24 protein-coding genes are annotated in these 17,691 nt (G+C 64.5%); 6 read left to right on the forward strand and 18 right to left on the reverse strand.

The genetic code is table 11. The annotated features are described in order from the left end of the window. Positions 1 to 42: 42 nt before the first annotated feature. On the forward strand, positions 43 to 1,185 hold the full coding sequence (locus tag EJ071_RS30015) for a helix-turn-helix transcriptional regulator (protein WP_126101082.1): 1,143 nt from the start codon (positions 43 to 45) through the stop codon (positions 1,183 to 1,185). Positions 1,186 to 1,199: 14 nt separating this feature from the next. Here EJ071_RS30015 and EJ071_RS38820 read toward each other — a convergent pair whose 3' ends face one another. Then, positions 1,200 to 1,355, reverse strand: coding sequence for a hypothetical protein (locus EJ071_RS38820; protein WP_189521293.1), 156 nt, complete (start codon positions 1,353 to 1,355; stop codon positions 1,200 to 1,202). On the opposite strand from EJ071_RS38820, the gene EJ071_RS30020 reads away from it, so the two are divergent. Continuing rightward, positions 1,349 to 2,131, forward strand: a complete 783-nt coding sequence (locus EJ071_RS30020) for a DUF1194 domain-containing protein (protein WP_189521294.1) — start codon at positions 1,349 to 1,351, stop codon at positions 2,129 to 2,131. The genes EJ071_RS38820 and EJ071_RS30020 overlap by 7 nt on opposite strands. 61 nt (positions 2,132 to 2,192) lie before the next feature. Here the strand turns inward: EJ071_RS30020 and EJ071_RS30025 are convergent, their stop codons facing one another. The 7 genes from EJ071_RS30025 to EJ071_RS30055 all read right to left on the reverse strand — a co-directional run bounded on the left by EJ071_RS30025 (position 2,193) and on the right by EJ071_RS30055 (position 7,795). Continuing rightward, entirely contained in the window at positions 2,193 to 2,462 is a 270-nt protein-coding gene (locus EJ071_RS30025) for a hypothetical protein (protein ID WP_126101084.1), read from the reverse strand. A 192-nt stretch (positions 2,463 to 2,654) separates the two neighbouring features. Further along, positions 2,655 to 3,422: a YbaY family lipoprotein gene (locus tag EJ071_RS30030; RefSeq protein ID WP_126101085.1), complete on the reverse strand. Its 768-nt coding sequence runs from the start codon at positions 3,420 to 3,422 to the stop codon at positions 2,655 to 2,657. A gap of 79 nt (positions 3,423 to 3,501) precedes the next feature. After that, positions 3,502 to 3,981: a molybdenum cofactor biosynthesis protein MoaE gene (locus tag EJ071_RS30035; protein ID WP_126101086.1), complete on the reverse strand. Its 480-nt coding sequence runs from the start codon at positions 3,979 to 3,981 to the stop codon at positions 3,502 to 3,504. 1 nt (position 3,982) lies between these two features. Further along, a complete protein-coding gene (gene moaD / locus EJ071_RS30040; RefSeq protein ID WP_126101087.1) occupies positions 3,983 to 4,240 on the reverse strand; it encodes a molybdopterin converting factor subunit 1 in 258 nt (85 codons plus the stop codon). A gap of 1 nt (position 4,241) precedes the next feature. Continuing rightward, on the reverse strand, positions 4,242 to 4,838 hold the full coding sequence (pgsA, locus tag EJ071_RS30045) for a CDP-diacylglycerol--glycerol-3-phosphate 3-phosphatidyltransferase (RefSeq protein WP_059186210.1): 597 nt from the start codon (positions 4,836 to 4,838) through the stop codon (positions 4,242 to 4,244). 105 nt (positions 4,839 to 4,943) lie between these two features. Next, the gene (gene uvrC, locus EJ071_RS30050) at positions 4,944 to 7,034 is read right to left on the reverse strand and encodes an excinuclease ABC subunit UvrC (protein ID WP_126101088.1); all 2,091 of its coding nucleotides are present in this window, start codon (positions 7,032 to 7,034) and stop codon (positions 4,944 to 4,946) included. Next, entirely contained in the window at positions 7,031 to 7,795 is a 765-nt protein-coding gene (locus EJ071_RS30055) for an SDR family oxidoreductase (protein ID WP_126101089.1), read from the reverse strand. Before EJ071_RS30055 ends, uvrC begins: the two co-directional genes overlap by 4 nt. A 411-nt stretch (positions 7,796 to 8,206) precedes the next feature. On the opposite strand from EJ071_RS30055, the gene EJ071_RS30060 reads away from it, so the two are divergent. Then, positions 8,207 to 8,863 (forward strand): outer membrane protein, encoded by a 657-nt coding sequence (locus tag EJ071_RS30060; RefSeq protein ID WP_126101090.1) that lies wholly within the window; start codon positions 8,207 to 8,209, stop codon positions 8,861 to 8,863. A gap of 164 nt (positions 8,864 to 9,027) precedes the next feature. Here EJ071_RS30060 and EJ071_RS30065 read toward each other — a convergent pair whose 3' ends face one another. From EJ071_RS30065 to EJ071_RS30095, 7 genes are all read right to left on the reverse strand, one after another. Further along, entirely contained in the window at positions 9,028 to 9,459 is a 432-nt protein-coding gene (locus EJ071_RS30065; protein WP_126101091.1) for a GFA family protein, read from the reverse strand. A gap of 86 nt (positions 9,460 to 9,545) precedes the next feature. Next, complete coding sequence (locus EJ071_RS30070; protein ID WP_126101092.1) at positions 9,546 to 9,929, reverse strand: TfoX/Sxy family protein; 384 nt, start codon at positions 9,927 to 9,929, stop codon at positions 9,546 to 9,548. A 228-nt stretch (positions 9,930 to 10,157) separates the two neighbouring features. Then, positions 10,158 to 10,754: a glutathione S-transferase family protein gene (locus EJ071_RS30075; protein ID WP_126101093.1), complete on the reverse strand. Its 597-nt coding sequence runs from the start codon at positions 10,752 to 10,754 to the stop codon at positions 10,158 to 10,160. Positions 10,755 to 10,879: 125 nt separating this feature from the next. After that, the gene (locus EJ071_RS39730; protein WP_348628164.1) at positions 10,880 to 11,149 is read right to left on the reverse strand and encodes a GNAT family N-acetyltransferase; all 270 of its coding nucleotides are present in this window, start codon (positions 11,147 to 11,149) and stop codon (positions 10,880 to 10,882) included. Further along, complete coding sequence (locus EJ071_RS39735; protein ID WP_245460031.1) at positions 11,128 to 11,337, reverse strand: hypothetical protein; 210 nt, start codon at positions 11,335 to 11,337, stop codon at positions 11,128 to 11,130. The genes EJ071_RS39730 and EJ071_RS39735 overlap by 22 nt, the downstream gene beginning before the upstream one ends. A gap of 261 nt (positions 11,338 to 11,598) precedes the next feature. Then, positions 11,599 to 11,934 (reverse strand): hypothetical protein, encoded by a 336-nt coding sequence (locus tag EJ071_RS38825; RefSeq protein ID WP_189521295.1) that lies wholly within the window; start codon positions 11,932 to 11,934, stop codon positions 11,599 to 11,601. 426 nt (positions 11,935 to 12,360) lie between these two features. Further along, on the reverse strand, positions 12,361 to 12,891 hold the full coding sequence (locus EJ071_RS30095) for a DinB family protein (protein ID WP_126101094.1): 531 nt from the start codon (positions 12,889 to 12,891) through the stop codon (positions 12,361 to 12,363). Positions 12,892 to 12,960: 69 nt separating this feature from the next. Here EJ071_RS30095 and EJ071_RS30100 point away from each other — a divergent pair, with 69 nt between their 5' ends. Next, complete coding sequence (locus EJ071_RS30100; RefSeq protein ID WP_348628117.1) at positions 12,961 to 13,587, forward strand: TetR/AcrR family transcriptional regulator; 627 nt, start codon at positions 12,961 to 12,963, stop codon at positions 13,585 to 13,587. A 28-nt stretch (positions 13,588 to 13,615) separates the two neighbouring features. On the opposite strand, the gene EJ071_RS30105 is transcribed toward EJ071_RS30100, so the two are convergent. After that, positions 13,616 to 14,452 (reverse strand): DMT family transporter, encoded by an 837-nt coding sequence (locus EJ071_RS30105; protein ID WP_126101095.1) that lies wholly within the window; start codon positions 14,450 to 14,452, stop codon positions 13,616 to 13,618. After that, on the reverse strand, positions 14,449 to 15,030 hold the full coding sequence (locus tag EJ071_RS30110; RefSeq protein WP_126101096.1) for a TetR/AcrR family transcriptional regulator: 582 nt from the start codon (positions 15,028 to 15,030) through the stop codon (positions 14,449 to 14,451). Before EJ071_RS30110 ends, EJ071_RS30105 begins: the two co-directional genes overlap by 4 nt. A gap of 227 nt (positions 15,031 to 15,257) precedes the next feature. Between EJ071_RS30110 and EJ071_RS30115 the strand changes: the two genes are divergently transcribed. Both EJ071_RS30115 and EJ071_RS30120 read left to right on the forward strand, forming a co-directional pair. After that, the gene (locus EJ071_RS30115) at positions 15,258 to 15,662 is read left to right on the forward strand and encodes a YciI family protein (RefSeq protein ID WP_126101097.1); all 405 of its coding nucleotides are present in this window, start codon (positions 15,258 to 15,260) and stop codon (positions 15,660 to 15,662) included. After that, a complete protein-coding gene (locus EJ071_RS30120; protein WP_126101098.1) occupies positions 15,659 to 16,909 on the forward strand; it encodes an RNA polymerase sigma factor in 1,251 nt (416 codons plus the stop codon). The genes EJ071_RS30115 and EJ071_RS30120 overlap by 4 nt, the downstream gene beginning before the upstream one ends. A gap of 230 nt (positions 16,910 to 17,139) precedes the next feature. Here the strand turns inward: EJ071_RS30120 and EJ071_RS30125 are convergent, their stop codons facing one another. After that, entirely contained in the window at positions 17,140 to 17,592 is a 453-nt protein-coding gene (locus EJ071_RS30125) for a hypothetical protein (RefSeq protein WP_126101099.1), read from the reverse strand. Positions 17,593 to 17,691 lie beyond the last annotated feature (99 nt).

A 17,691-nucleotide genomic window follows, 5' to 3' on the forward strand; every position in this document is an offset into this window, starting at 1 on the left:
ATAGGCCATTGGTAGGCCATCCATAACGAAGGGGCAATTCGAATGGCTGCCAGCCGGGACATCGCGTCAGCGATCGGAGATTGCTACGACGCCGCTTTCGACTTCGGGCGGTGGCCGCGGGCCTTGCAAAACCTGGCCGATTCCCTGGGCGTGACGAGTTGCGCTATCCGCACCCACGACAACGCGCATCCGTTCCGCAGCGACCAACGCAACCGAACCAAACCGACGCCGGACTCGCTGGAGCACGCTGAATTCACGGAGCTCTGGGTCGAGAACGCTCGAGACGCGCCCGACCCGCATCCGGAAAGGGAGCCGCGGCTGCCGAAACCGGTGCCCTGCTTCACCGTTGAAGACGAAATCTCCACGCCGGAGGAAAGAAGGTTCCTGCCCTATTATCAGGAGACAGCGCGTCCGGGGCATCGCGAATTGTGGGCCGCAGTCGTCTTCCCGGTCAGGCGACGCAAATGGGTGCTGTCGATGTACCGCGATGCCAAAAAGGGGTGTCCTTTTGACATGTCCGAGGCCGATCAGTTCCTGCGCGTGGCGCCGGACCTGGCCCGCATCATTAGTCTGGCCGAGAATATCTGGGATGTTTCGCTCGACCCGGCACTGGCCGTGCTCGACCAGTTCAACTGCGCCGCAGCACTGCTCGATAGCCGTGGCTGGCTGAGGCGTTGCAACGAGCACGCCGGCAGCTTGTTTGGTTCCGGCATCGTGGTCCGGCATGGTCGCATCCACGCGACAGATCGCGAGAGCGATTCACGTCTTCAAAGGATGATTCAGGCTGCCGTTGCATGCGCGCAGGATGAAACGTTTCTGGCAGAGCCGGAAGTCGTCGCCCGGGACGGATCATTCTGGCTTTTGGCCGAGGTCGTGCCGATGACGTCCTTCGTGCGCGATCTGTTCAATGGAGGCGATTTTCTGCTTTGCTTCACTGATCTTGTCGGCCAACAGTCGCCATCGGCGCGGTTGCTGCGCCAGGCTTTCCATCTCACGGCGGCCGAGGCGCGGCTGGCGTCCAGCCTTACCACAGGCGACGGCATCGAGGCAGCAAGCGCGCGACTGGCGATTGGGCGTGAGACGGCCCGAACCCAGCTTAGGGCGATCCTCGCCAAAACGGGAACGCACCGCCAGGCCGAGCTCACGGCGTTGCTCGCGCGCTTGCGCACGCCGTCACGGCATTGACCGCCCTCACCCGTTCAGGTGAAGCGCGCAACCATCTGCCAACGCATATTTCCCATCCGAATAGCCGATATCGCGCCCGAGCGGCGGGCTGTGCCGGATGGCGAAGATGTTTGGCCGGAAAAATACACCCATCCCGCGACCACGGCCGCCAGGATCTTGTCCTTTGGCATTGGCAGTCCTCGCCAGTATCCCCTGCTCGCAATTGGCGGCCTCAGGGCTCGAAAAGAGCGGCGTCGATCTCGAACTTGTCCTCGCCGTCGACGTATCTTCCTCGATGAGTCTTCGCGAGCAGCAGATCCAGCGCGATGGCTACGTCAGCGCATTTCGTCATCCCGACATTGCAAGGGCGATTGGATCGGGCATGTATGGCGCGATCGCGGTCTCTTATCTTGAGTGGGCCGGGCCGGGGCATCAGACCGTCCTCCTGCCATGGACAATCCTCGGCAGTCCGGAGCAAGCCAAGCGCTTTGCAGACGCCCTCGCCACGAAGCCGATCGCCGCGGAGGCTGGCACGTCGATCTCGGGCGGCCTGCTGGCGGCGGCCGGCCTGTTGGCGCATAGCCAAGCTGCGGCCGGGCGCCGGGTGATCGACATATCCGGCGATGGCCCGAACAATGCCGGTCCGCCGGTCGGGCCGATACGGGATATGCTGACAGGCCTGGGTACCACCATCAACGGCCTGCCGGTGTCGCTGCCGGGCGCCGGCTCCAATGGTTTTCAATCCTTCGGCGGGCAGTATCTGTCGCTCTACTACGAGCATTGCGTGATAGGCGGACCGGACGCATTCGTGATCGGAATCGACGATCTCGCCATGTTCGAAGTCGCGATCCGCCGGAAGCTGCTTCTCGAGATCGCCGGCCAGCCGGCGCGACCCAAGTTCGCTTCCTATGCAAGACCGGGGACCGTGACGTTCGACTGTTCGATGCCAGGAACCGCTCCGCGCTAGCTGTCTCACGACAGCCCGCTCCGCAGCAAGAAAACCCGCCGCCCCCCGCGGCGGGCCGATGTTATTTCGCTTGGCGCTCTTTCACATTCGCATGATCGTTCGCCGCGTCGGTGTCGGTGGCCGGTGTCTTGGTCTCCTCGCCGGTGAACGGACTGCCCTGCCCAGGCGCGAGATCGCCGCTGTGGCCGGCCTTGTTGGTCTGGAAAGGCTGGCCGTCGGGGCTTAGGCCATGCAGGGTGGCATTGAACAGGTGATCGTCCGCCCTGGCAAAGCCGGCGAAGGCAATCAGCGATACACCGGCGGCGGCAAGGATGAGCGCGTGTTTTTTCATATCTGGTCTCCTTTGAGTGGCCAGATCGAGCCGCGCATTCGGTCTGGCGGCTTCAGTGAAGGGACATCGTCCCTTTTGCCTGCCCGCCTTATGGGAAAGTCAACGCCTCTGCGGTGCGGATTATTCCCGATGCCGACGCGAGACGCTGCTTCGCGATTCTTCGCGCGGACGCCTCAAGCGTCCGTCGAGACCTCAGCTCGCGGCGTTGAAGCGCAGGATCACGCGGTCGTCCTTGTCGGCGATGAGGAGCTTGCCGGCGTCGACATGGTACGACGCCGCCTTGCCGAGCGCGTTGAACAGCGCCCGCTCCTGCGCCATCACATCCGGCGCGCAGGCCATCTTGGTCGAGCCGATGTCGCCGATGGCGATCTTGTTCCCTTCCACCGTGGCGGTGGCGAAGTAGGTGTTGCACGGGCCCTTGCCGCCCGCCTTGCCAGCTTCGCTGACACGGAACGTCGCCTGCGGTTCGGCGATGACACCGATGCCGTCGATATACTCTATGAGCCAGCTTTGGCCGTAGAGCGCCGCGGTATCTGGTTCGGTGGCGGGCGCGGCCATCTTCAGCACGAGGATTTGCAGCTTGCCATCCAGCGGATCGACCTGATGGCGCGTGTCGGTGGTGAACAGCAGCCGGCCGTCGACGGTAATGCGGGCCTGCAGCGCATAGGTCCTGCCGGGCTTGATTGCGGTGGGGTCGAAGCTGATCTCGAATTTGATCGGCACCTGGCCGGCCGGCACGATCTTGCGCTGGCCGACGATCGTCGCCGGCGCGTCGGCCAGCGAAACGTCGGCGAGCTCGACCGAAAGCACCGCATCGGGCGGCAGCGCAATGCGCTCGCGATAGGTCACTTCGCCGGCAATCGTCTTTTCGGCGGCATTGGTGAGCTCCGGCACGGCAAGCACGCCGACCACCAGCGGCACCAGGCCGAAGATGAAGAATTCCGCAATCCTGTCCAGCATGACCCTGCTCCGCCAAGCAAATCAAACCGATTTGCAAGGTCGGGAAGGATTGCGGTCAATCAATGACCGCGGCCGGAATTTACCGGTCTGATGCCTTCCAACGGTCTGCGGCTTCGTCATCGGCTTCCTTGGCCTCGACCCAGCCGCCCTTGGAGCCGTCGGCACGGTGCTCCTTCTTCCAGAAGGGCGCGCGCGACTTCAGGTAATCCATCAGGAAATTCGCCGCCTCGAAGGCCGCCTGCCGGTGCGCGGAGGCGGCCACAACCAGCACGATGTTCTCGCCGGGCGCGATCTTGCCATGGCGGTGGATGACGGTGAGCCCCTGCAGCGGCCAGCGCGCAATTGCCTCGGCGGCGATGCGGCCGATCTCGGCCTCGGCCATGCCGGGATAATGCTCGAGCTCGAGCGCCACGAGCGCGCCCTCTTCGTCGCGGCAAAGGCCGGAGAAGGTGACCACGGCGCCGATGTCGGCGCGGCCCTTCGTCAGGGCGGCGATCTCGGCGGCGACGTCGAAATCCTCGCGCTGGACGCGGATGGCCGGCACGACGGCGTCCGCCATCTCACCCCCCGGTCATCGGCGGAAACAGCGCGATCTCGCGCGCGCCCGCGATTTTTTCGCGGTGGCCGACATGTTCCTGGTTGATGGCGACGCGGATGACGTCCGGATATTGCAGCGCGTTTTCGTATTCTGCGCCGCGCGACTTCAGCCAGCGCAAAAGGTCGGCGACGGTCTCGATGCCGGCCGGCAGCTCGACATCCTCTTCAGGCTTGCCGATCCGCTCGCGTACCCAGGCGAAATAGATGAGTTTCGTCGACATCCTACTCGTCCATAATGTGCTTGAGACCGGCGCGGAAATAATCGTAGCCGGTGTAGAGGGTGACGAGGGCCGCGATCCACAGCAGCACCAGGCCGATCTGGGTGGTGAGCGGGAAGATCTTGTCGCCGGCAGGGCCGACGAGCAGGAAGGCGATGGCGACCATCTGGATGGTGGTCTTCCATTTGGCGAGCTGCGTCACCGGTACCGACACTTTCAGCGCGGCCAGATATTCGCGCAGCCCCGAGACCAGGATCTCGCGGCACAGGATGATGATCGCCGCCCAGAGCGACCAGCCGGCGATGCCTGCATGGCGGTCGGTATCGGCGGCAAGCAAAAGCAGGCAGGTCGCGACCAGAAGCTTGTCGGCGATCGGGTCCAGCATCTTGCCGATGTTGGAGGTCTGCTGCCAGGCGCGCGCGAAATAGCCGTCGAAATAGTCGGTGATGGAGGCGAGCAGGAAAATGACCAGCGCCGACCAGCGGGCGAAGTCGGACGACTTCAGATGGCCTTCGAGGAAAAAGCACAGCACCACCAGCGGCACCGCGATGATGCGGGCGTAGGTGAGGATGTTCGGCAGGTTGAAAGCGCGCTGGGCCATGTCTGATCGGGAACTCTTCTCCGCCTGCGTACTCAAATCAGAAGCCAATGTGGGGGGTCAACAGGCGAGATTCGATTGGTCGCCTGAAAATAGGCGCAAGAATGGTCAGCTGTCATGAAAATGGTTGTAGACCAGCTTCGCCACATGCTCGGAAATCCCATCGACCTTGACCAGGTCCTCGACCCCGGCGCGGCTGACGGCCTTGGCGGTGCCGAAAGCCAGCAGCAGCGCCCGCTTGCGGCCGGGGCCGATGCCGGCGATCTCGTCGAGCGGACTCTTGACCATCTCCTTCTTGCGGCGGGCGCGATGGGACCCGATGGCGAAGCGGTGCACCTCGTCGCGCAGGCGCTGGACGAAATAGAGCACCGGGTCACGCACCGGCAGCATGAAGGAATCCCTGCCCTTGACGAAGAAGCGCTCGCGCCCGGCGTCGCGGTCCGGTCCTTTGGCGATGCCTATCGCCACGACGCGGTCCTCGATGCCGAGATCGGACAGGATCTTGCGCACCGCCGTCATCTGGCCCTGGCCGCCGTCGATGAGGATGACATCCGGCCAGGCCGGGAAGCTGCCGTTTCCGCCGACAAGGTCATCGGCCGCACCGTCCTCGACTCCCGCGCCGGCCTCATCCGGAGACTGCGCGTCGCCGTGCTCCCTGAGCAGCCGCGAGAAACGCCGCTCCATCACCTCGCGCATCATTCCGAAATCGTCGCCCGGCGTGATCTCGGTCGAGCGGATGTTGAATTTCCGGTACTGGTTCTTCACGAACCCTTCCGGCCCGGCGACGACCATGGCGCCAACCGCATTCGTGCCCATGATGTGCGAGTTGTCGTAGACCTCGATGCGCACCGGCGGCCTTGCCAGGCCAAAGGTCTCGGCGAAGCCCGTGAGCAGCCGCGCCTGGGTCGAGGTTTCCGCCAGCCTGCGGCCGAGCGCCTCGCGGGCGTTCTGCAGCGCGTGGTCGGTCAGATCCTTCTTCTCGCCGCGCTGCGGCACCGAGATCGCTACCCTGCGGCCGGCGCGGGTGGAGAGCGCCTCGGCGAGCAGCTCCTGCTCCTGCACCGCTTGAGAGAGAAGCAGCGTCCGAGCCGGCAATTTGTCGTCGTAGAACTGCGCCAGGAAAGAGCCCAGCACCTCTGCCGGCTCCAGCGCCGGATCGGCCTTGGGGAAATAAGCGCGGTTGCCCCAGTTTTGGCCGGTGCGGAAGAAGAAGACCTGGATGCAGGTCTGGCCGCCTTCCTGGTGGATGGCGAAGACGTCCGCCTCCTCGACCGTCTGCGGGTTGATGCCCTGATGCGCCTGCACATGCGAGAGCGCCGCCAGGCGATCGCGATAGATGGCGGCGCGCTCGAAATCGAGCTCTGCCGAGGCCTGCTGCATGGCGGCCGAAATCTCGGTCTTCACCTTCTGGCTGCGGCCGGAGAGAAAATCCTTCGCCTCGGCGACCAGCCCGGCGTAGCCCTGATGCGAGATCTCGCCGGTGCAAGGGCCGGCGCAGCGCTTGATCTGATAGAGCAGGCAGGGCCGCGTGCGGTTCTCGTAGAAGGAATCCGTGCAGCTCCGCAACAGGAAGGCGCGCTGCAGCGAATTGATGGTGCGCCCGACCGCTCCGGCCGACGCGAAGGGACCGAAATAGTCGCCCTTGCGCGAGCGCGCGCCGCGATGCTTGTAGATGCCGGGCGAGACATGGTCGCCGGTGAGCAGAATGTAAGGGAACGATTTGTCGTCCCGCATCAGCACGTTGAAGCGGGGCCTCAGCCGCTTGATGAGGTTGGCCTCGAGCAGCAGCGCCTCGATCTCGGTGCGGGTGACGACGAACTCCATCGTCGCCGTCTCGCGCACCATGCGGCCGATGCGGGCGGTGTGGAAGCGCCCCTGCGCATAGTTGGTGACGCGCTTCTTCAGGCTGCGCGCCTTGCCGACATAGAGCACGTCACCGGCCGCATTCATCATGCGGTAGACGCCAGGCTGATTGGGCAGCCGCTTGACGAAAGTCTGGATCACCTCGGCGCCGACCATGCCGTCGGCATCGCCGGCATGCGGCGTCCAGTCGATCGCGGTGAAGGCGACATCCGGACCGGTGGGAACCGCTTCCGGCTCGACGATCTCCTCCGCTGCTTCATCCTCAATGTCGATATCGGGGTCGACATTGGGCGGCAAATCGTCGGCGGCGCCGTTTCTTTTGGCTGTGGGACTCATTCCACCATGCCTGTCACATCGGGCGTCTGCCATGCAAGATGCTGGCCGCCATCAAGCGCGATCATCTGGCCGGTGACGGAGCGCGCCTCCCAGAGATAGCGGATGGTGGCGCCGAATTCCGGCAATTGCGGGCCGCGCTTCAGGATCAGGCCTTCGACCTGCTTGCCGAAATCATCGTCGTCCTGGCGCTTGTTCTTCAGCGTCGGGCCGGGACCGATGGCGTTGACGCGAATGCGGGGCCCCAGCGCCTGCGCCAGCATCTGGGTCTGCGTCCACAGCGCCGACTTCGACAGCGCATAGGAGAAATAGCGCGGCGTCGGCCGCCAGACACGCTGGTCGATGATGTTGACGATCAGCCCGTCGGCGCCTTCCGGCAAGGCACGGGCAAAATTCTGCGCAAGCAGAGCCGGCGTCTTCACATGGATGGCGAAGTGGCGGTCCCAGGCCTGCCAGTCGAGATCCTCGATACGGTCGTCGACGAACAAAGAGGCATTGTTGACGAGCAGCGTGACCGGGCCAAGGGCGGCCTCGGAACGGCCGACGAGATCCCCGACCGCGTCCATGTCGGTGAGGTCGGCGGCAACCACGGCGGCGCGGCCGCCCTTCTCCCCGATGCGGCTGGCCAGGGTCTCGGCCTCGGCTCCAGAACGGTTGGCGTGGATGGCGACGGCAAAGCCGTGCGCGGCCAGATCCTCAACGATCGCCTTGCCGATCCTTCTCGCTCCACCCGTCACCAGCGCCACGCCAGCGTCTTCAATCATGTTGTCAATCCTCAATCGGCTTCACGATTCCGGGAAGCCGGCACAATATGACGGGCCAAGCGTTAAATGCCATTTCCACCTGGGGCAGGAATGTGGCGAAGCGGCCCGTACGCACGCTTGCCGGCCCAAAATCAGGGCGTCTCATAGCGCAATATATGTCGCCGGACCCCTTGAACCAAGCGGTGTGCAGCGCAACATGATTAACCTGCTGACATTCGCTGTTGCGAAGATGCAACGTCACCTTTCGGCCTTATTCGCGCCGGGGAATGACCCAAGTTCAGGTTAGCTTCAGCCGCATTTCAGCACGACATTTGGAACCGTTGAACGCCAGGCCCGTTTATCCCCCGGACGGGCCGGGGCATTCATGAACATAAAAAGCCTCGTGTCTTGTGGCTTAAGGAGTAAACAACAATGCAAGCCAATCTCAAGTTTGCGCGGCCGCTGGCGGTTGCGCTCGGGCTCTTCGCCCTCGGCGGTACAGCCTATGCCGCAGACGTGGTTTCGGAAGAGCCGCCGGCACCCGCCCCGGTCGCCGAACTTCCCGTCGCCTCCTGGGCCGGCCCCTATGCCGGTATCAGCCTCGGCTACGGCTTCAGCGGCCATGCCGATGCCCGCGACGCCGGCGTCAACGTGAAGACCAAGGGCTTCATCGGCGGCGTCTTCGGCGGCTATCAATGGCAGCAGGAGAACTTCGTCTACGGCGCTGAAGCCGATATCGGCTACAATGGCGTCAAGGGCGACAGCGCCGGCATCGAGGCCAAGGGCGGCCTCGAAGGCTCGCTGCGCGCCCGTCTCGGCTATTCCGTCACCCCCGAGATCCTGCTCTATGGCACCGGCGGTCTCGCCGCCAAGAACCAGAAGATCACGGATAGCTTCACCTCCACCGACGAGAGCAAGGCGATGCTCGGCTGGACGGCCGGTGTCGGCACCGACATCAAGATCACGGACAACGTGTTCGGCCGTGTCGAGTACCGCTACACCGACTACGGCGACAAGGATTTTGGTGCCCTCGGCAACGTCAAGTCGAAGGACAACCGCGTCACCTTCGGCGTCGGTATGAAGTTCTAAGTCGTCCAAGCCACGACACGGAAAAGCCGGGCCTCGCGCCCGGCTTTTTTTGTATCTTTCTTAAAGCGCGTCTCATTGAAACGGATTCAGGCGACGCGCTTTAAGTCTTTGTTTTGATGCATGTCGTTGCCCCAGAACCGCTGCACACTCCTGGGCGACATGCATTAAGTCTTCAGCGGCTCGACAACTGGAAGATCTGCCGGGGCCTGCTGGAAACCGTCATGGGCAGGAACCGACGGCAGCCGATCGAGCCATTTCGCGCGCGAGGGCATGAAGACCTGCGCGTCCGGCAGGTAGTCTTCTGGATTCGCCATGGTGGCGGCGTGAACGTGGATCTCGTGAGGCCATCTGTCGGAACGGAAATAGAGCCTCGTGCCACAGGACGGGCAGAATCCGCGAACGGTATTCGGGCTGCTTTCATAGTGCCTGATGTCACCGGTCCATCTCAGTTGCTCCGGCCTCATGCCCAGGAAGGCGGTGAAGGGAGCGGACGTCGCCCGCTGACAGTCGGCACAGTGACAGACCAAATTGCGCGTGACATTGCCCGAATAGGTCCAGGTCACGGCCCCGCACATGCAACGTCCATCGAGTGCCATTGCTCCCTCCCCCTGACCGCACGTTCCTCAAGGCCAGTTCGACAAATACTGACACATCACAGTCGAGAAGGTGGCGGACCAGCGGCTTATGCGCGTTTCTTTGCGGCCTTTGTCGATTTGACCTTCGGCGGCAGCGTCTCGACGAAGGCCAGCGCGCGGTCGAGCCAGCCCCGGAGATCGGCATCCGTCGCGGTGCCCTCCGGCGCGACATGGACATAGCCTTCCATCGAGCGCCCGCCCATTTCCATCGGACTCGCATGGAGGCGGGCGGCGGCCTCGCCATGCGCCTCCTTGCCGACACGCACCAGCAGGCCGCGCCTGGAAGTGCCGATCAGCATGTTGCCGTTGATCATGAAGCAGGTGCCGCCGAACATCTTTTGTTCGGTGAAGGCGCGCGAGCCAAGCGCCGCGCGCAGACGCTCGACCATCGGGTCGGGTGCGGTGCTGGTTTTGGTGACTGACTTTGCCATGCTCACCGCCTCCGCGATTTGCGGGGGGACAGGCAAGCACGGAAGGGGTGGCGGTTCAAGCTGCTGATCTCCCCCCTTGAGGGGGAGATGTCGCCGAAGGCGACAGAGGGGGTCACCTCGCGTGGAGCGCCGACGCCTTTGGATGCGAGATGATGTTGGCGATTTACGTGAGACGACCCCCTCTGGCCTGCCGGCCATCTCCCCCTCAAGGGGGGAGAATGGCAGCCCTCACCCCGGCACGCATCCCTTCAGCTCCGGAAACTTCTCGTCGAAGCGGGCGGCCCAGCGGGTCAGCCGGCCTCGGCCCTTCTCCCACTGCCCGCCGAAACGCAGCGAGAGATAGCCGAGGGCGGCGCGCAACGCCATCTGGCCGGCGGTGAGCTTCTTCGGCAGTTTCGGCGGATTGGCGTTGAGAAGGTCGAGCGCGGTGGTGATCTTCGCCCACTGACGGTCGAGCCAGGGCTGATAGACCATGGTGTCAGGGCGCATGCGCCTTTCATAGACCATCGACAGCGCGCAGTCGCAGATGCCGTCGGCCAGCGCCTCCAGCACTTCGGCCTCGAGCCGCTTGTCCGGATTGCGCGGGAAAAGCGCGTTCTTCGATAGCCGGTTGAGATGCTGGGTGATGGCGCGGCTGTCGTGGATCGAGCGGCCGTCCTCCAGCACGAGCACCGGGATCTTGCCCAGCGGATTGGCCGATATCAGCTCCGACGGCTTGTCCTCGGTCTTGACCGGCACGAGGTCGACGGTGATGCCGGCATAAGCGGCCGCCATGCGGACCTTCGAGCTGTAGGGTGACGAGGAGGCGTAGAGCAGCTTCGGCATGATCGGTTTCCCAGTTGTGTGCGCGCACTGTTGACCGAGTGCCCTAGCCACGGCAACGGCCAGCGCCGCCAAACCTTGCCGCCAGCCCGACAGAAGCTTGGCCAAGCAGGCAGGTCCCGCTACCGCTACCTCAGGGATCGCTCCATGATGATGGTCCGCTCGTCGCCATGGAAGCTGTCGCGGACCGCTCGAAAACCGAGCTTAGAATAAAACGGTTCCGCGGTCACCGAGGAAGGCACCGTCAGGATTTTCACGCCGTCGGCCCACGCCGCTTCCTCAACCTCCGCCATCAGCCGCCTGCCGATGCCGCCGCTTTGAAATGCAGGATCGACGAAAACGGAGCGGACCGTTGCTCCGTCCAGACTCGCGGTTCCTACGACCTGGTTGCCGACGATGGCGACGAAGACTGACGTTTCCTGAAGAACTGCAGCATCGCCGACGGGCTGAAGCTTTGTTCCACACGGGCAATGATGTCCGGCGCGTAATCCCTGGCGTTGGTTTCCCGCAGAGCGGCCACGATCACCCGGCTCACTGCGTCCGCCTCGTCGTCGCTAGCCCGACGAACTGTAAGCTCCAAAGCCATGAGCAATCGCCTCTTCCTTTGGTTGTCGCGGATTCGACGTGGTGCAGCGAAAACAGGAACCTCGCCGGGCAATCGGAACGATCGTGTCGATCTGCTCTTGCCGCCGCAACAAAAAAGCTCCCGGAAGTTTGCCGGATGGCAAAATTCCAGGAGCTTCAGGAGCGTGCGCCCCAACCTCGCCCGCTATCACGCCGAACTGGCGAGAGGGGCACCTCAATGGCACCCGCCCTCACCTGTCGGTTCGCGCGCGAAGCTACGCGATTACTTCTTGGCAGGCGCCTTCTTTGCCGGCGCCTTCTTCACAGCTGCCGTCGACTTGGCGGCGGCGGCTTTCATCGGAGCCTTGGCGGCGGGCTTCGCCGCGGCCTTGGCGGCCGGCTTCTTGGCCGGAGCCTTGGCTGCTGCCTTGGCGGCGGGCTTCGCCGCGGCCTTGGCGGCCGGCTTCTTGGCGGCGGGCTTTGCCGCGGCCTTGGCCGGAGCCTTGGCGGCTGCCTTGGGTGCTGCTGCCTTCTTCACTGCAGGTTTCGCGGCAGCCTTAGCTGCCGGCTTCTTTGCCGGCGCTTTCGCCGCCGGCGCCTTGGTTGTCGTCTTTGCCATGCGATGCCCCTTGCGTTTTGCCGATGGTCGTGAGTGACCCGGCGTGCTCATGCATATCTGACTCGCGGCTATCTAGCCAGCGAAGCAACACAATGATTTTCAGTTATTGAATTTTGGTTACGCAAGGCGCGCTGACAAGGGTAATGACGCAAAAAACGACAGCGAATCTTTGTCAGTCGAAGTGAAACTGCATCTGCGAGCATTCCCAATGCTCTCTATCGCCCGATCATCCAGACATGCTCGCGCCGGGCAGAGAGCTGAATGTGAGCGCACTGCTCATAATGTAGAAGAAGCTGTGTGAGGACGGTTTCATCTTGTCCAGCACAAAGATCTACAGGTCAGGTTGCAACAGAACAGAGCCAGAGCCGCGAGAAATTTTGTCGGCTCGAAAATGAGCTTATTGCTCGCATTCTTGCAACCATCGCATCAAGCATCGAGCGGCCCTGGCTCGCAGTGCAGGCGACGCGAAGGCTCCACCTGATGCAGATGGACGGCATAGGTGTCCCAAGGCGGCGTGACCGTGATAGCGGCGAGCATCCGGCCGATCTCACCGCGGTGATAGCTGCCGTGCAGGACGACATGGGTCAGCATCTCCTGCCTGGTCATGCAACCCTTGTCGCCGTCGGTGAAAATGAAGGCGACCGGCTCCGCAAGCTGTTGCCCCGAAACGGTTTCGACATAGTCGCGATACCAGCGGTCGCTTTCCGCCATGGCGGCGCGCAGCTCAGCCGGCTCCGGCGTCTCCTCGGTGTTGTCGCTCGCATAGCCGTGCGCAACGCCCGTGAGGTGCGCGGCAAATATCCGCGACACGACATGGATGTGGTTCATCAGCCTCAACGCGGCGCGGTGTTCCACCCCACTGCGGCGCGGGTCGAGACCGGCGAGTTTTTCCAAGAGCTCGTCATTGGCCCAGGCCTGGTAGGCGAGCAGGCTGCGCAGCAGCGTCGCGGCACTCATCTTTGGGCTCCGTTTGCAGTCGAGATAAATGTGAGTATCTTGTTTATATTCTCGGGAGACCCGGTCCGGATGTCTACTCGCATCGCAAAGCCAGCGCCACGCATGCGCAAGGAGCCGCGCCAGGCGCGCTCGGTCGCCACCGTAGAGGCGATCATTGAAGCAGGTGCTCGCGTTCTGAGCGAGATCGGCTGGGCGGGCTTCAGCACCAACAAGGTGGCCGAGGCCGCGGGCGTGAGCATCGGCTCGCTCTATCAGTACTTTCCCGACAAGCTCGCTCTGGTCGATGCGATCCGGCGCCGCCACTTCGACCATGTGCTGTCGGCCATCCGCGAAGCCGCGGCCGAGAAGAAGCCGCTCAGGCAGTTCGCGCGCGAGCTGGTGCGCGGCATGATCGCCGCGCACAGCATCCACCCGACGCTGCACCAGGTGCTGCTCGACGAGGCGCCGGGCGACCGCGGCTCGCGCGCCGCGCATGCCTCTTTCCAGGCCCGCTACCTCGAGCATTATGCGGCGGCCGTCGCGCAATATCGCCGGCGCCTGAAGGACACCGAGACCGTGGCGCGCGTGCTCTCCTCCGCCGTCGAGGGCGTGATCCACAATGCGGCGCGCCGCAACATGCTCGATGCGCCGGAGCTGCACAAGCAACTCGGCGAACTGATCTGCGCCTATCTTTCCGGCCAGGGCGCGCGGACTTGATGATGGCGCGATCCCGCAGCCGACGCCGTCACGACTGATAGCCGAGGCAGATCGCGCCGAGCGCGACGACGGCGCAGGCTCCGATACGTCGGGGTGTCAACGCTTCGCCGAGGAAGAACCGGCCGATGAAGGCAGCGAAGACGACGCTGGTCTCGCGCAGCGCGGCGATCGGCCCCGCCGGTCCCAGCGCGAAGGCAGCGACCACCGCGCCATAGGCCAGGAGCGCCAACAGCCCGCCGCCCAATGCCTTCCAGGTTTCGGGTGCGCGAAGGTCGACGGCGAGCCTGCCGTGCAAAGCAAGAAAGGTCGCCGATAGCAAGACGCTATAGATCAGCAGCACCCAGGCGGTATAGGCGACGCTGTCGCCGGCGGCTCGCACGCCGATGGCATCGACGGTCGCGTAAGCCGCGATGATCGCGCCGGTGGCGAGCGCGTAGAGGATCGACGTCGCTGAGGCCCTGCCGCGCCCGAGCGACAGGGCCATGATGCCGCAGGCGACCAGCGCGACGCCGACGAGCTCCGGCGCGGTCAGCTGCTGACCGGCGAGCAGGAAGCCGCCAAGCGTGACCAGCAGCGGTACGCTGCAGCGCACGATCGGATATACCTGCCCCAGTTCGCCATAGCGGTAGGCGGCGACCAGGAATACGCTGTAGCCAACCTGAAGGCCGGCCGAGAGCACGACATAAGGCCAGGCGGCCGCCGCCGGCAGCGAATGGAAAAGCGCCAACGGAACGGCCGCGGCAGCGCTCGAAAAGCTCATGACGGTAATCGTCCACAGCCGATCGGCTCCGGTGCGCAGAAAGGCGTTCCAGCTGGCATGCAGGATGGCCGCGAACAGCGCGAGCCCAACGACGGTCGCGTTCATTGCGGCACCCGCGCGCCGGCGAGGATGGCAGTAGCCGCCCTGCGGGCGTTGGCGATGGCGGTGGCCGCCTCTCCCATCTGGGCCATCAGCGTCGCGCCCTCGATCAGCATCAGCAACGCCGCCGCGGCTTCCTCGGCCCGCTCCGGCGGCAGCTCTTTTTCCAGGATAAAGCGCATGCGCGCCCGCAAGCCGTTCTTCTGGCGGACCGCGGCCTTGAACACCGGATGGTCGGGATCGCCGAACTCGGCGAGCGCGTGCGCGAACAGGCAGCCGTGGAAATCCGCATCGCGAAACCAGCGTTCGTGCCAGTCCAGGATCGTCGCGATCTTCGCCGCCGCCGTGTCCGCCGTCGCCGCCAGCCGGTCGAGCCGGCGTCCGAAGCGCGCCGCGCGATGCTCCAGCACCGCGACGATCAGCTCGTCCTTCGCCGGGAAATGGCGGTACATCGTCATCTTGGCGATGTCGGCCTCGGCGATGATGCGGTCGACGCCGGTGGCGTGGAAGCCGTCACGCTTGAACAGCGAATATGCAGTGTCGACGACATGCTGGCGTTTGCCGGAAGTCGATGAGGGCGTCATATCGTCGCCACCAAAGTGATGAGACAGGTCTGTCTCTTTAGGGAAGGCTTTCCTTTTTGTCAATTTCAGGGGCTCGCTGCAGCCGCGTCGGAGCCTAAGTGCCGAGGTTCGACCCAGTTGCCCTTCGCATCAGGGGCGGATCGGCTCAATTTTTTCGCGCCACCGTCGATTCCGCCCGGCCTCGTTCGTCGTAGGATCGAAGCAACCCAACCGAAAGGAAGATACCCATGCGCTTCATGATGCTGATGATCCCCGGCGGCTACGCAACCGCGGCTCCTGACGTAATGCCCAGCGCCAAGGCGGTGGAGGAGATGATGAAATACAATGAGGCGCTGAAGCGAGCCGGCGTGCTGCTCGCGCTCGACGGGCTACATCCGCCGTCCGCGGGCGCGCGGGTCAGCTTCAAGGGCGGCAAGCCGGCCGTCACCGACGGCCCCTTCGCGGAGGTCAAGGAAGTGCTCGGCGGCTACTGGATGATCGACGTGCGCTCGCACGAGGAGGCCATCGAATGGGCGCGCCGCTGCCCCGCCGGGGAAAATGACGTCATCGAGATCCGCCGCGTCCAGGAAATGAGCGATTTCCCCGAAGACGTCCAGAAAGCGGCGGAAGGCTTCAGTGGGCTGAAGGCTTGACCACAAGCGCAACCGTCGAAGCAGTCTGGCGGATCGAGCAGCCGAAGCTCGCCGCCAGGCTCACTCGCTATCTGCGCGATGTCGGGCTGGCCGAGGAGGTGGTGCAGGATGCCTTCCTGCAGGCGCTGGAGCGCTGGCCGCGGGACGGCATCCCGCGCAACCCGGCCGCCTGGCTGACGCGGGTCGCCACCAACCGGGCGCTCGACCGGCTGCGCCGCACGGTGATGCTCGACGGCAAGCACCGCGAGCTCGCGATCGACCTCTCCGAGCTGGAGCGCGAGATGCCCGACATCGAGGCGGCGCTCGACGAGGACATCGACGACGACCTGTTGCGGCTGATCTTCACCGCCTGCCATCCGCTGCTGCCGGCCGAGCAGCGAGCGGCGCTTGCCCTGCGAATGTTGGGCGGGCTGTCGACGCCGGAGATCGCCCGCGCCTTCCTAGTGCCCGAAGCCACCGTCGCCCAGCGCATCGTGCGTGCCAAGCGGGCGCTGCGCGATGCCGGCATTGCGTTCGAGACACCGCGCGGAGAAGAGCGGCGCGAGCGTCTCGCCGCCGTGTTGGAGGTGGTCTACCTGGTCTTCAACGAAGGCTATGTGGCCTCGGCGGGCTTGGACTGGCTGCGCGCCGATCTCTGCAGCGAGGCGTTACGCCTCGGCCGCTCGCTCGCGGCGCTGATGCCGGAAGAGCCGGAGGCGCTCGGGCTGGTCGCCTTGATGGAGTTCAACGCCTCGCGCTTTGCCGCCCGCACCGACAGAGCGGGCAATCCGATCCTTTTGCTCGATCAGGACCGCAGCCGCTGGGACTGGTCGCTGATCCGGCGCGGTCTCGACGGCCTCAATCGCGCGATGGCGCTCACGCCGACACCTGGCCCTTATCTGCTGCAGGCGATGATCGCCGCCTGCCATGGCCGCGCGGTTAGCATGGCCGACACCGACTGGATCGCGATCGCCGCCTATTACCAGGCCCTTGCGCTCGCGGCGCCCTCGCCCATCGTCGAAGTCAACCGCGCGGTGGCGGTCGGCATGGCGTTCGGTCCGGCCCAGGGCCTCGCCGTCGCCGACGCGCTGCAAGACGAGCCGCGGCTCAGGGACTCGCATCTGTTGCCCACGGTCCGCGGCCATCTCTTGGAAAAGCTCGGACGAACAGAGGAAGCCCTGGCCGAATTCCACCGCGCCGCCGAACTGACAGGCAATGAGAGGGAGCGCGCCCTGCTAATTGCGCGGGCCGCTGGCGGAGACGTTTGAGAGCAAGAACGAAGGATAGGTCGGCGGGACAGCGCCCCCCTCTGCCCTGCCGGGCATCTCCCCCACAAGGGGGGAGATCAGATGTCACGCGGGCTTTCGCCAACCTCGAACGTCTGAAGGAAGGCGGGGCCGGCGAAGCTGCTAATCTCCCCCTCGTGGGGGAGATGCCGGCAGGCCAGAGGGGGGCGCCGTAGAGCGCCTACTTCAACTGTCTGCCGGCCAGCAAAATATTACCGCAGAACGCGGCAGCGGCCGTTATAGACCATCCAGCGGTCGAAGCCCGAGACGCAGAACTCCACATTGTCGCCGATCGAGGCAAAGCCCTGGCCTTCCTCGATCAGGTACCAGATGGTGCGGTCGCGGCCATCAGACAGGCTGACGGTGGCGCCGCAATAGCGGCGGCCGATCGGCCATTCGTCGCTCGCCGGCAAATAGCGACGCTGGTGAATGCGATGGAAGTCGGTGATCGCAACATCAGGCAGATGCGGCACGTGACGCACCTGATAAGAGAAGCGGCTGGTGATCTTGTTCAGCACCCAGGCCTCTCCGCAGACGCCACCGTCATCCTCTGTGTAGACGGCAAGGTCGGCGGCGTGCGCAGCCTGGGTGAAGCCAAGCGACGTGCCTAGCGGCGTCAAAAGCGAAATCAGCGCGGCAAGGGCGGAATGAGCGAAGCGAGTCATGACAGCCTCTCGAGGTCGGGTGCGCGCACTCTGCGGATTCGCTCGGCGGCGGTCAAGCGGCTGTGAAGACAATGGTTTCCGGAATGCATCGTTGGCAGG

Origin of the sequence: Mesorhizobium sp. M1B.F.Ca.ET.045.04.1.1, from assembly GCF_003952465.1 — a bacterium.
Classification (GTDB): domain Bacteria; phylum Pseudomonadota; class Alphaproteobacteria; order Rhizobiales; family Rhizobiaceae; genus Mesorhizobium; species Mesorhizobium shonense.